General features: G+C 50.0%; 12 protein-coding genes and 1 pseudogene. 4 read left to right on the top strand and 9 right to left on the bottom strand.

The window, feature by feature from the left end; all coding sequences use genetic code 11:
* The first annotated feature begins 379 nt into the window (after window positions 1-379).
* From SC127_RS14170 to SC127_RS14160, 3 genes are all read left to right on the top strand, one after another.
* Entirely contained in the window at window positions 380-1,357 is a 978-nt protein-coding gene (locus tag SC127_RS14170) for a hydroxyacid dehydrogenase (RefSeq protein ID WP_243079232.1), read from the top strand.
* 3 nt (window positions 1,358-1,360) lie between these two features.
* A complete protein-coding gene (locus tag SC127_RS14165; protein WP_243079233.1) occupies window positions 1,361-2,053 on the top strand; it encodes an RraA family protein in 693 nt (230 codons plus the stop codon).
* A 78-nt stretch (window positions 2,054-2,131) separates the two neighbouring features.
* Window positions 2,132-3,271, top strand: a complete 1,140-nt coding sequence (locus tag SC127_RS14160) for a major royal jelly family protein (RefSeq protein WP_243079234.1) — start codon at window positions 2,132-2,134, stop codon at window positions 3,269-3,271.
* 41 nt (window positions 3,272-3,312) lie between these two features.
* Here the strand turns inward: SC127_RS14160 and SC127_RS14155 are convergent, their stop codons facing one another.
* Genes SC127_RS14155 through SC127_RS14140 form a run of 4 tightly spaced genes read right to left on the bottom strand, consistent with a single transcriptional unit; the run spans window position 3,313 to window position 6,587 of the window.
* A complete protein-coding gene (locus SC127_RS14155; RefSeq protein ID WP_243079235.1) occupies window positions 3,313-3,981 on the bottom strand; it encodes a methionine ABC transporter permease in 669 nt (222 codons plus the stop codon).
* Window positions 3,969-4,757: a methionine ABC transporter ATP-binding protein gene (locus SC127_RS14150; RefSeq protein WP_243079236.1), complete on the bottom strand. Its 789-nt coding sequence runs from the start codon at window positions 4,755-4,757 to the stop codon at window positions 3,969-3,971. Before SC127_RS14150 ends, SC127_RS14155 begins: the two co-directional genes overlap by 13 nt.
* Entirely contained in the window at window positions 4,750-5,550 is an 801-nt protein-coding gene (locus SC127_RS14145) for a MetQ/NlpA family ABC transporter substrate-binding protein (RefSeq protein WP_243079237.1), read from the bottom strand. The genes SC127_RS14150 and SC127_RS14145 overlap by 8 nt, the downstream gene beginning before the upstream one ends.
* A gap of 17 nt (window positions 5,551-5,567) precedes the next feature.
* Window positions 5,568-6,587 carry an isopenicillin N synthase family dioxygenase gene (locus SC127_RS14140; RefSeq protein ID WP_243079238.1) on the bottom strand — a complete coding sequence of 340 codons (1,020 nt, stop codon included), beginning with the start codon at window positions 6,585-6,587 and terminating at the stop codon, window positions 5,568-5,570.
* A 492-nt stretch (window positions 6,588-7,079) separates the two neighbouring features.
* Between SC127_RS14140 and proP the strand changes: the two genes are divergently transcribed.
* Complete coding sequence (gene proP, locus SC127_RS14135; RefSeq protein ID WP_215848583.1) at window positions 7,080-8,555, top strand: glycine betaine/L-proline transporter ProP; 1,476 nt, start codon at window positions 7,080-7,082, stop codon at window positions 8,553-8,555.
* 115 nt (window positions 8,556-8,670) lie between these two features.
* Here the strand turns inward: proP and SC127_RS14130 are convergent.
* The 5 genes and pseudogenes from SC127_RS14130 to SC127_RS14110 form a co-directional block, all read right to left on the bottom strand.
* Window positions 8,671-8,943: pseudogene (locus tag SC127_RS14130) on the bottom strand (NAD(P)/FAD-dependent oxidoreductase); the annotation flags it as partial.
* 726 nt (window positions 8,944-9,669) lie between these two features.
* A complete protein-coding gene (gene cspE, locus SC127_RS14125) occupies window positions 9,670-9,882 on the bottom strand; it encodes a transcription antiterminator/RNA stability regulator CspE (protein ID WP_215848581.1) in 213 nt (70 codons plus the stop codon).
* Window positions 9,883-10,374: 492 nt separating this feature from the next.
* Window positions 10,375-12,042, bottom strand: coding sequence for a methyl-accepting chemotaxis protein (locus SC127_RS14120; protein ID WP_332626961.1), 1,668 nt, complete (start codon window positions 12,040-12,042; stop codon window positions 10,375-10,377).
* Between the two features lie 486 nt (window positions 12,043-12,528).
* Window positions 12,529-12,711, bottom strand: a complete 183-nt coding sequence (locus SC127_RS14115) for a hypothetical protein (protein ID WP_215848580.1) — start codon at window positions 12,709-12,711, stop codon at window positions 12,529-12,531.
* A 228-nt stretch (window positions 12,712-12,939) separates the two neighbouring features.
* On the bottom strand, window positions 12,940-13,218 hold the full coding sequence (locus tag SC127_RS14110; protein WP_215848579.1) for a hypothetical protein: 279 nt from the start codon (window positions 13,216-13,218) through the stop codon (window positions 12,940-12,942).
* Window positions 13,219-13,330 lie beyond the last annotated feature (112 nt).

The raw sequence follows: 13,330 nt of genomic DNA, 5'->3' as shown, positions 1-13,330 counted from the left end.
GTGCGTTAACGGTCATATAACCGTTTTTCGCTGGCGGCGATGCTTAACCTAACGCATAACTTGCTGAGAAAAAGAGTAAAATATTTTCCTCAGATTTTATGGCTTCGGTTTTATTTGAAGAAAGTCACAAAAAATTTGGATGTTAAAATCAGGATCAAAGCCGCTTGAATCCGCTGCTAAATTTTTAACAAATCGATCGACCTCGCGTCGTCAGTGCCTTTCAATGCTGTTTAGCCAATACATCAAGCGCGATGAAGCGACGCGTAAGCCCTTCGCTGACCCAACCTATTCCCGTGGGGAATATATTGATAAGTAAACGGGAATACTTTTTATCGTTTGAAGCTGCCAGGATGAGGTAAATCTATTCGGGAGAGACAACATGGCTTATCGGTTTTTGGTCACCACCAGCGCGCTCGGCCAAGGTGGCGTTACGCTGCTGGCTGAAGCGGGTTGTCAGGTGGATTACCTCGACAATCCCAACGATGCACAGGAAGTGGAACAGCGCATGGCCAACGTGCCTTACGATGCCGTGATTTCGCGCACCGTTAATTTAACGGCTAAAGCGATCAACGCCTGTGCTTCGCTGAAAGTAATTTGCAAACATGGAGTTGGCGTAACCAATATTGATGTTGCCGCCGCCAGCGAGCGTGGCATTCCGGTATTAACCACGCCCGCAACCAACGCGCAATCCGTCGCTGAATTAACCCTTGCGCTGATGCTCAATGCCGCGCGTCGCTTGCCCTATTTTCAACACGAAGTGAATGCCGGACGCTGGACACGCAGCGGCGACGGTGAAGAGCTGCACGGCAAAACCCTGGGTTTAGCCGGATTTGGTGAGATTGGACGCCGCGTTGCCCGCGCTGCGCAAGCTCTCGGCATGCAGGTGGCTTTTTTTGATCCGGGCGTTAAGGCTGAAAATGGGGCAACCGCTGTGACGCAGTGCGCCACGCTGGATCAGCTGCTGGCCTGTTCTGATGTGCTGAGCCTGCATTGTCCGGTGAATGATAAAACGCGCAACATGATCAATGCACAAACGCTGGCGCGTCTGCCGCACGGTGCCATTTTGATCAATACCGCCCGTGGCGAACTGGTGGACGAAGTGGCGCTGTGTGAGGCACTGAAAAAGGGTCAACTGCGGGCCGCCGCGCTGGACACCGTGGCCAGTGAACCGCTGGCGGCCGATCACCCGTTTCGCGAACTTCCCCAACTGATTATCACACCACACATTGGCGGTTCCACTCCGCAGGCGCTGGATGCAGTGGCCTACAGCGCGGCGCATCAATGTCTGGCCTGGCTGGATGCACAGCAAATTAATGCGGCTGCCTGTGTAAATCCGCACGTTCTCAACAAGGAGTAAATCATGACACATCGTAGCGACTGGCCTGCTGGCTATTTCATTGGCGAACGCGGCCCACAAGCGGACGCCGCCCTGGTTGATGCCTTCCGTAAACTGCCGGTGCCGAACATTGGTGATTGTATGGGTCGCAGCACCGGTGCAATGGGGCTAACCGCCTATCATAACGATGCGAATTTAGTGCTATGCGGTCCGGCATTAACGGTAAAGGTGCGTCCGGGCGACAACCTGATGATTCACAAAGCCATTGAGATGGCGCAGCCGGGCGACGTTATTGTCGTCGAAGGCGCAGGCGATCTGACGCAGGCCTTGATAGGTGGCCTGATGCGCACCTCGGCGCAAACGCGCAAAATCGCCGGTTTTGTTATTGATGGTGCAATACGCGATCTGAATGAGTGGGCTGAAGGCGGTATTGCGGTTTGGGCGCGGGGTAATACGTTGCGTGGTCCGTCGAAAGAGGGGCCAGGAGAAGTCAATTCACGGGTGAGCTGCGCCGGTTTAGTGGTTTCGCCAGGCGATTTAATTGTGGGTGATGCCGACGGTGTGATTGCCATTCCGTACGATCAGCTCACCACCTTGCTGCCGCGTGTAGAAGCACATGCCCTGCGTGAAGCTAAAATTCGTGCCAGCAATCAATCTGGCACATCCGATCCTGAACGCTTTAATGCCATCCTGCGTGCCAAAGGCTGCCCAGTGTAATCGCCTAAAAACCCGTTTTTTACTGCGACAAGGCTTCTTAACCCTCAACGCCCCACTGCAACTACAGGAGATTTACCCATGCGGAGATTACTATGCAACGCGTTGCCCGTGTTAACCGTCGGATTATGGCTCAGCCAGCCGGTACTTGCTCAGGATGTGCTGCCCACGACATTACCGACCCAGGAAGATGCGCGACTCCAGCAGGTCGCAACCTCTAATCACGTCTGGAATGGCGTTACTGTCAGTCAGGATGGTCGGATATTCGCTTCGTTAACCCAATCCGAAGGCGCCGGCCCGCAACTGGTGGAAGTCGGTCAAAACGGTAAACTTACGCCGTTTCCTGATGAAGCGTGGAATCGCTGGGATGAGAAAGATCCTGAGCATCATTTCCTGCACGTGAATGCCGCACGCTTTGGCCCGGAGGGTTATCTCTGGGCGATGGATGCGGGGAATAAAGGCATTGGCACCGGTGCACAAGCCGTTACTGGCGGTGCCAAGCTGGTCAAAATCGACATTAAAACGAAGCAGGTCGTGGCGAGCTGGGTGATTAAACCGCCCGTATTGAAAGCCACCAGCTATCTTGATGACGTTCGTTTTAATGGCGATTTCGCCTATATCACCGATCCAGGCGCGCCGGGATTGGTGGTGTTGAACCTAAAAACCGGCCAGGCGCACCGGGTACTGGACGATCATCCTCTGGCGATTGATCACTTGCCGCTTTACGCCGACGGTAAAAAGCTTTATCTCCCCAGCGGCAAAGAGAAACGCGTGGGTATCGATCAGTTAGAGGTTTCACCTGACGGTAAATGGTTGTGGTTCCAGGCCATTCCTGGGCCGCTGGCGCGTATCGAAACCCGTTATCTTGACGATGCCACACTGCCCGCCGCAACGGTGGCGAAACAGGCGCATAAAGTCGTGGATACCTGGACGACCGGCGGCACAGCGATTGACGCGGAAGGCAATATCTACGCTTCTGAATTGAATACGCGTAGCATCAAGCGCATTACGCCGGAAGGGAAAATCAGCACGGTTATCAGCGATCCCCGATTGGTTTGGGTTGATGCCATGTGGATTACCAAAGGCGCATTGTGGATGCCTGCCGCACAGATTAACCGCACGCCAGCCACCACCGGCGGCAAAGCGTCGACCGTTGAGTATCCGGTCAAAATGTATAAGTTAGCGCTGCCGATTGCGCCCGCCGATCGCGATCATCATTAAGCGGTGAAACCCCACCACGGTGGGGTTTTTTAATGCCTGATTTAACGGCGATAGGCTAATGAACGTACTAGTCGATCGCCAAGTTTTTGAATGATCTGCACCATAATCAGCAGCACGATGAGGGTCGCCGCCATGATCCGGTTATCGAAGCGTTGATAGCCGTAGCGAATGGCTAAGTCGCCTAATCCCCCGCCGCCTACCACACCCGCCATGGCTGAGAAGCCAATCAGCATTACGATGGTCAGCGTCATTCCCGCCACCAAGGCAGGCAGCGCTTCAGGTAACAAGACGCGGCTCACGATGTGCCAGAGATTGCCGCCCATTGAGATCACCGCTTCTATGCGTCCGCGATCAACCTCATCCAAGGCATTTTCAACAATGCGCGCAAAAAAGGGAAACGCACCCAAAGTGATCGGCACGATGGCGGCGGTGCTGCCTAAAGTGGTGCCTACCAGCAATCGGGTAACCGGGATCAGCGCAATCAACAACACCACAAATGGCAAGGCGCGTCCGATGTTAACCAGCGTGTTCAGCGTCAGGGCAACGGCGCGATGCGGCAATATCCCATCCTGTCGCGTTAGGAAAAGCAGTACGCCCACCGGCAAGCCAATGGCAACGGTAAATAGCGCGGCAAAAAAAACCATGTAGAGCGTTTCATAGCTGGCTGTCAGCAGTAAATCCTGAAAGCGATCCCAGTTTACGCTACGCATCGGGTTAACTCCGCAGGCAGATATTTGGCGAGGAAGGCGCGATCGGCTTCACCTTCCTTCAGTAATAAATCTCGTAAACGGCTCTCTTCACGCTGCATGATTTGCGCCAGCGTGCCGCTTTCTATCAGCCTTCCTTTTTCGAGCAAGGCTGCGCTATCACATATCCGCTTTACTACCGACATTTCATGGGTGATCAGCACAATCGTGATGTTGAGCTGATGTTGAATAGAGGCCAGCAAATCCAGAATCGTCACGGTCGTTTCTGGATCCAGCGCGCTGGTGGCTTCGTCACACAGCAAATAGCGCGGTTGAACGGCCAGCGCACGCGCGATGCCGACACGCTGTTTCTGGCCGCCCGACAACTGCGAAGGCCAGGCGTTAGCAAAACTTTCCAGCCCCACCAGTTCTAACAATGCAGCCACGCGCGCGCGCCGTTGTTTTACCGGAAGTCCGGCAATCTCCAGCGGCAAATCGATGTTGTCGTGAACATTACGCGAGTGCAGCAAATTGAAGTGTTGGAAAATCATGCCCATTTGCTGGCGCTGACGTCTGAGCTGAGCAAGCGAGAGCGTTGAAATCTCCTGGCCATCAATCGCTATCGAACCGGTTGACGGACGCTCCAGCAGATTCAAACAACGTAACAAAGTACTTTTACCCGCCCCGCTTCGTCCGATAATGCCAAAAATTGAACCGTCCTGAATGTCCAGCGAGATTTCAGCTAAAGCCGGCGCAGCTGCGCCGGTATAGTATTTGCTGACCTGTTCGATTTTAATCATGCGCGGCATCCGCAACCGGAATCACCGACCCGTTGTAGTTTTTGCGGATAAAGTCTGCCACCTGCGGCGAGGTCAGATCTTTTGCCAACTCAATCACGCGCGGATCTTTTGCCAGCTGCGGCGTAGTGACCAACAGATTGGCGTAAGGATTGTGCTTCGCTGATTCCAGTCCCAGCGCATCTTTCGCCGGTGACAATCCCGCTTCTAAGGCGTAGTTGCCGTTGATAATGGCCGCATCGACATCATCAAGAGAACGCGGCAGCTGCGGCGATTCAATCTCTACAATTTTGATTTTCTTGGGGTTTTCTGAGATATCTTTCGGTGTTACCAAGGTGGTACCGGCTTCACCGCTGGCGTTAAGACGCAGCACGCCTTTATCCTGCAATAACCACAATGCGCGGCTCAGGTTAGTGGTGTTGTTTGGCACGGCAATCGTCGCCCCTTCTGGCAGCGCATCCAGGCTTTTTACTTTGCGGGAATAGATGCCGAGCGGCTCGATATGCACACTGGCCACCACGTCGAACGTTTTACCCAACGCTTTTTCCTGATCTTTTAAATACGGCAGATGCTGGAAATAGTTTGCGTCCACATCACCCGATGCCAGCAGTTCGTTGGCATTGATCCCACCGCTTAACTCGACGATTTTTAAATCGAGTTTGGGATCGAGCGTTTTAACGTACTCCAGTATTTCGGCATGCGGTACCGCATCAGCGGCCACGCGCAACGGTGCAGCATAGAGGTTTTGTGCAATCAGCAACGACAGTCCAGCCAGGCCTAATAGCGTTTTCTTCATGATTTTTCTCAGTGTCATTATTGTTGGGCGTATTCAGGATAAAAACGTTGTGCAACTTCGGGGTGCGAGCGCAGGCGTCCTTTGAGGTAATTCCAGCCCACATCACGCAGTAAAGGATTTTGAGGATCGCTGCTCGGCCCCTGCGCTAATTGCGAAAGCGATTCTGGAAGCGGGTAAAGCGGCACCACCGCATCAAGCTGTGCACCCAGAAAGAAGGCAATGGAAAGGCGTTCGCGCTGCGCTTGTGGCGATACCACGCGGTGCACGGTGGCACGCAGATAACCGTTGGTGGCAAGCTCCAGTAATTCACCAATATTCACCACAAAAGATCCAGGCAACGGCGAGGCGGCAATCCATTCTCCGGGATTAACTTCAACCTCTAATCCGGGCTGATCGTCCTGAAGCAGCAAAGTCAAAAAGCCGGAGTCCTTGTGTGCGCCAACCCCCTGACGTGATTGATCATCTGCACGGCCAGGATAGCGAATGAGTTTGATGTGCTCGTTGGGATAACGCCCGTAAAGGTTATCGAAAGCATTACGGGGTAATTGCAGCGCTTCGGCAAAGGCGCGTAGAAGCTCAAGGGCAACGTGAGTCATTTCCTGTTGCCAGCGCGTTAACAACGTTTTCAACGCTGGCAACGCGTCGGGCCATTGATTGGGGCCTTGCAAGCGTTGCCAGGCGGGTGCGTCATCTGAGTGAGGCAGCGCCTCTCGTTCAGCACCAATATCAAATTGCTCTCGATGGTCGGGTTGATTGCGGGTTATTTCTGCACCCGCGAGGTTATAACCACGAAAATGTGGAGAGTTAGCCATTTTAACTTTGCGTTTTTCATCTAAGGGCAAAGCAAAAAAAGCCTTTGCCACGCGCTGCACGTCATCTAATAAAACCTGATTAATACCATGGTTAATAAGATAGAAAAAACCCACTTCACGAGCGGCGTGACCTAATTCATTTATTGATAACTGGCGCTGTTCTTCATCGCCATGTAATTTCGCGAAATCAATAATCGGAAGCTGCACTTTATTTAGCGATTGCATGATTAACATCCTGCCTGACCGTAATGACACAACATTGCCATTGGCTTGTCTGGTTCACTACTAAGTTATCCTGCTATCGATATGCCATTCCCGGAAATAACGCGAATTATTAGGGTACTGATTTTTATAATCTTTTAATTAAAGTAATAATCCTGAGTAGGGATTGATTGTGGGATTAAACAGAGTATTGCGTTATTGGAAAAATACAGATGAGAATGAATAAGACATTATTAATGCGTAACAAAATGTTTGAAGGTGTGATCCGCTATTAATACGGCGTGCCCTGCTGGATTTGTCAACAATTGCGGTTATTCCGGCTATAAACTTGCAAAAACTGACAATAATAGTCTAAGGTTGGGCGGCTGAGGTGCTTACCGCTTCACTTACCCACAATTTGGGCTTCTTATAGCTTTCATTTCCTTCGTTCTTCTCGATCATATTTGCGGCTGCGAAAGCTATAAGACTCCCTCAATTAAGCTGTATGAGGAGAATATGACCACCAAAAACCAATCATCTGAACATCCGAAAAAACACTTCTGGAATAAGAAGCAGAAAGAACTGACCGTTGATGACATCACCGTCATTGATAACGGTATGCTGAAACGTGCTGTCGGTGCGGCTGCCTTGGGTAATGCCATGGAGTGGTTCGATTTCGGTGTTTATAGCTATCTGGCGGTGATTATCGGGAAAGTCTTTTTCCCGGATGCCAACAACGCGGTGCAGCTGATCGCGACCTTCGGTACATTTGCCGCCGCCTTCCTGGTACGCCCCATTGGCGGCCTGGTCTTTGGGCCGCTTGGCGACCGTATTGGACGGCAGAAAGTGCTGGCGATGACGATGATCATGATGTCTATTGGGACATTCTGTATCGGGCTCATTCCCGCGTACTCCTCCATCGGTATCATGGCGCCGATTCTGCTGCTGGTAGCCCGACTCATTCAGGGCTTTTCTACCGGGGGTGAATATGGCGGAGCAGCGACCTTTATAGCGGAATACTCCACTGATAACCGCCGTGGCTTTATGGGCAGTTTTCTTGAGTTCGGTACTATCGCCGGTTACCTGCTCGGCGCGAGCCTGGTGACGGCCATGACGCTGCTGCTCTCTAATGATGCCATGATGTCGTGGGGCTGGCGTGTCCCGTTCTTTATCGCCGCACCGTTAGGCTTGTTCGGCCTGTATGTACGCCTGAAACTGGAAGAAACACCCGCATTCCAGCAGCACATGGAAAAACAGGAAGCGCTGGAGCAGAGCAAGCCGCGTCTTACTTTGATGCAGATGCTGAGCAAATACCGCGCGCCGATGATGAAATGTATTGGTCTGGTACTGCTGTTTAACGTGTCCAACTACATGTTGACTTCCTACATGCCGAGCTACCTGACTGGTGTGCTGGGTATGAACGAGATGAGCGGTTTGCTGCTGGTAATGGTAGCGATGTTTGTGATGATGCCGCTGACCTTGTTATGGGGTCGATGGACCGACAAAATTGGCCGTCGCCCGGTGATTGGCTTTGGTGCCGTAGGCTTGATCCTGCTGTCGATTCCCAGCTTTATGCTGCTCGGCACCGGCAACATGTGGGCGGTTTTTGCTGGCCTGCTGATTCTGGGGGTATTGCACACCTGCTTTAGCGGCACCATGCCTTCAACGCTGCCTGCGCTGTTTACCACCGATATTCGTTACAGTGCGCTGGCAATCGGCTTTAACCTTTCCGTTTCACTGTTTGGTGGTACCACACCGCTGATCACTGCCTGGTTGGTGGACACCACTCATAACGTGATGATGCCTGCTTACTATATGATGGGTGCAGGCGTCATCGGCCTGGTGACTATCCTGACAGTACGCGAAACTGCACGTCAGCCACTGAAAGGCTCTTCGCCTGCTGTGGCCACTAAAGCAGAAGCACACAAGTTGATTGATAAGTTACGCTTGCGGAACAGTAAATCGAAGCCGGTTCCGGCACCGTCAAAATAATGCGTTAATCACTAAGCAAGCCGGGATAATCCCGGCTTTTTTAATGCGAGATTAGCCCCTCTCTCGACACACCATCAACATCGGCTTTATTACGTAGAGCATCAACCCTTCTTTGTTAAAAGCGATCAAAACGGTAAGGATGCGGATCAATAATCGGCGTGTGGTTAATCACAAGATCTGCCGCCAACTGCCCTGCTGCAGGCGAAGTGCCAAATCCATGACCTGAAAATCCTGTTGCCAGCGTTAAACCCGAAAGCCGGTCAACGGGTCCGATAACCGGATTGGAATCTGGCGTTACATCAAGGGTTCCTGCCCAGGCTTCAGCGATTTCCGCACGCTGGAAAGCAGGCCATGCGGCTTGCAGATTATTCATTGCATCCTCATTAAGAGAAGATTTAGCTGATAAGAAGAGTGCGCTGTAGGGATAAGCGCGCTAAATGCGGGTTTGTAGCATCAAAGAGTCAGGCGAATTGCCGCGTTAAGCGACAATCTTCTGGGATTCGCTTTAACGAAAAAAGGCCGCCGATAGGCGACCTTTATAAAACGCGTACCCCACCCGGCGCTTATCTCCGGCACTCGCAATGGCTTAGCTCTTGAAGGGGCAAAAGGATTCTCTCATCAAACACGGCGTCAGATTTAACCGTTATTGCTATCGTTATTATTAGCCTGCTACCTTTTTACCAGGTGTGTTGTGCCACATCGCAATACGGCTTCTGTGAAACCGAAGCGCTGTAAGCGATATTCATTGTCAGTTCTGGTAAATATGGGTAAAGAACTAAGATGAGCGATCAATAACGCCGGTTTGATTATCAGAATATATTTACCGCAATCGATATGAATCCGCATTTTTCATATTGCGTACATATTAAATTTTTATTTGACCATTAATTATACAAATTTAAATATAATGATTTCTATTTTTTAAAATAAAGAGAGGCTCTACTTAGCACGCGCCTACTTTCAGGCCAAGTTCAATATGTTGTGGGCGGGGAAAAATAGCGGGGAAATACAGGCATAAAAAAACCCGCTCGAGGCGGGTTTTTTAATCATCAGGTATTTTATCTGCTCAGGCTGTTGCCTTCATCGCTGTTGTAAACGTACCTGAAGATGCAAATTAGATTGCTACAACGTTTGCCGCTGATGGGCCTTTAGCACCACTTTCGATGGTGAATTCAACGCGTTGGCCTTCATCTAAGGTTTTGAAATCGTTGCTCTGAATGGCTGAGAAGTGTACGAATACATCTTTGCTGCCATCCTGAGGAGTGATAAAGCCAAAACCTTTACCTGCGTCAAACCATTTTACTAAACCAGTCATTTTACCAGACATAGATACTTCCTTAATTTTTGAGCCACTAATGCGGCGAAGATGGTCTGTTGTGCAGAGAATTACTTACTTGGCACTTAGGAGGAGGCTCTCGAAGAAGGGTATCGCTGGATATCACTTTAACTGAGGACTGCTTTACTAAAACTGCTTTCATAAGGTCTGTATTACAAACCGATGGAGCTATTAAGCCATTGTTCAGAAGATTTAGCAATGCCTTATTTTAATTATTTTCACAGGGCTTGCTGAATGAGATAGCGAGAAGAAACTTTCTCATGAGTACCACGTTACCGCGATTAAAATATCCCGCCTCGCTAATGAACCCTCACGCTTGAAATATTATTTTCCTGCCTTTTATTTATTCCTGCCGATTTCATCCGCTGCCTGTTTTTCTGCTCAATCTTTTAGTCAGACAGTTTTAACGTCATGCACTCAGCAGGGCGATGAAGAGGGTTCCCTGAATCGCCCTGCCCTGTTACTTACGCAATGTCTACCCGATTAAAAGCTTTGCCAGTTTTCCTCAGCCGCGCTTTGACTCGGTTTAGGCAGCAAATTTTTCACTTTCTGTATTGCGTCTGATTCAGCAAGTGACGACTTGCTCGCAAGGGCATGTTTGCTTTCTCTGTTATCAATGCGGAACTCGCCAACCATTCTGGTCAGCGCGGCCGCCTGTTCCTGAAGTGACTGTGACGCAGCAGAGGCTTCTTCCACCAACGCGGCGTTTTGCTGAGTCACATCGTCCATTTGGTTTACCGCTTTATGAACTTGCTCGATTCCCTGGCTCTGTTCTTGAGCTGCCGCCGCAATTTCATTAACTAACGCGCTAACCTGGCGAATGGCGTCTTTCATTACCGACATGTTTTCGCCCACGTTGCTTGCCTGATCCGCACCGGTTTCAGTTAGCTTGAATGATTCGTTAATCAGCTGCTTAATTTCTCTTGCCGCCGTGGTCGAGCGCTGCGAAAGATTTCTGACCTCGCCGGCGACTACCGCAAAACCTTTACCGTGTTCACCCGCGCGAGCGGCTTCAACTGCCGCATTCAGCGCCAGGATATTCGTTTGAAAAGCAATGCCTTCAATCAACGCAACAATCTCTGAAACGCGACGCGAGCTTCCTTGTATATCTTTCATCGTCACCAGCATTGCATCCAGCGACGCTGAACTTTTTTCTGACAACTGATTAGCATTAACTGCCAGCAAACTGGCCTGGCGAGTGTTATCTGCCGTCTGACGCACCGTTTCACTCAGCTCTGTCATACTGGCTGCTGTTTGCTCCAGCGAGGCGGCTTGCTGCTCGGTTCGTGAGGAGAGATCTTCATTGCCTGCGGCAATCTGTGCTGAGGCGCTACCCACTGAATGAGACGCCGCATTAACTGACGCCAGCGCGTCCGCGACACGCTTCATCAGGGCATTAAATGAGCGTGCCATATTGCCGATTTCGTCCCGACGACTTTCATCAGCACTGACCGTAAGATCAAGGTTATCACTCGAATGCGTCATGATGCTGCCGATAGCAGAGAGATTGTTGCGTATGCGGATAATCGTGGATGCGGCAAAGAGACCAAACACCAGAATCGTGGCGCAGACGCCGGCAATGGTGCCCCAGAAAAGGGTGTTGTAAATGCTATGGTTCGTTGCACGAAGGTCCTCCCCAATCGCGATATTCAGCGCTAACTGCTTCTGATAGCCCGCTACCAGTGTCCGAATAGCATCACCAACGCCCTCTTTCCTCTCAAGAATGGAGCGGCTGAGCTCATCCTGATGCGCGCGAGAGGCTGCAATAAAGTCGGGCAGTCGCTGCTCAATCACATGAAGGTTATCAAAAGCGATGTGGGTCAGCCTTTCATCTTCATCGTTTGAGATGTCGTGCTTCAAATAGTAATCCGTCAGCGTCTTCAGACCGGCAACACGCTGCTTAATTTCATCTTCAATCGCGGGCAGTTTGCTGTTATCAGCCTGACTCTGATGTTGATAAAGCGTAAGCGCGAGCTGATTACTTTGTTCAGTCAGCTGACCTAAATCCTTGATGGAGGAGATGGTATTGATCTGGACATACTCGAAGCGATCCTGAAAGCCAGACAGAAAATATATTGCAAGTACTGCCTGGCTAATAATGGCTAAAAACAGCACTGAAAATGTCAGTATGAGGCGCTGTGTGATGTTCATGTTTACCCCTGAATTTTTTTATACGATCTTCCTGCGTGCAGGTGACCATCCGCAAAGGGTTATCGGCAGGCACTGACAAATAGTTATTACTTATGGTGAGGAAGTGCTGATGTAAGGTGCGGCGACTCTTTTATCTCACCAGGCAGGATTGATAGAGCGTAACAACCGGGCATAAAAGAGAAGGTTTGGCTAGCGATAGAGCGGCAAGAAATTCGTAGTGAATTTCTCTGTCGAAGAAAGGATGAGTAAGAGATGATCCGCGTATAAAGTTATACGGGCGCGCAACTGCTCTGACAGACCAAATCTGCGAGCGGGATTTGGCCTGTCAGGAACAGCATTATGATGCTTTTGCGCGTTCAGGCGCTTCACTTTTAACGCATTACCCCATTGCAGCGACTCACTTTCCCCCACACTGCAGGTTTTTCTGAGTCACATTGCTGAAGGTTTTTTCTTTTGAACATCTGCGTTAATGACACTGATGATTCATCATAACTGGCTGCGCTGCTTCTGATCTCCCAAAGCATCTTCCAGGCATTTGCGAATGATGTCTGGCAGGCAACTGTAATCATGGTATTTCTCTGCTATCCGCTGTAACTGCTCTACAAGTGGATCTAATTCATTTCGGGCGATATCTTTTCTGTTCGGATAAAGATAATAAATGTTGCTCATGACGACTCCACGCAGAACATTCTGTCTGATCCCTATCATCATGCTGCCATTTCATTCTAAACAATCGGTCCTGAAACGCCTAAACAAGGGCTGTTTTCTTGCGTTAAAGTTTTTTAACATCTGACGAAAGTACCTAACATACAAGTAGAAATTACTACATCGTTGCTGAATAAGCGGGTACTGATGAACGCAAATCGTATAGAACAGTACCCTTTTTGCTCATTTGAGTTAGTACTGACCGGGTAAATGCCTTATCGGTGTAGGACAATTGGTCAGCCCAAAAGCCGGCTTTTTTCTTGCATGGTTAAAGTTATTCAAACAAAGCGGGCACTGCGTGGCATCAGGATGATGAATTTTAGCAACCGTTACTGCCTGACCCTTGGTATATAAAGAGCCGATAAAAATCCTGTTTACATCTGCCGGCAGATTAACACAACCCGCTTGATGAATTACCCAGTTGCCAGTAATCGCGTTTTTTAACAAATAATAAAATGATGGTTTAAGCATAAAAGTCTCAAGTAGTTTGCTGAAGTAGTAAATGGATCAAATAAGAAAAGTCATTACACACTGAATTTTCATTAATCATATCTGTTTTTTTTATCATCAACTATTAAACCAC

The organism is Pantoea sp. T14 (assembly GCF_036663535.1).
In the GTDB taxonomy this organism is placed as follows: domain Bacteria; phylum Pseudomonadota; class Gammaproteobacteria; order Enterobacterales; family Enterobacteriaceae; genus Pantoea; species Pantoea phytostimulans.
This window is presented reverse-complemented; position numbering and strand designations above follow the sequence as displayed.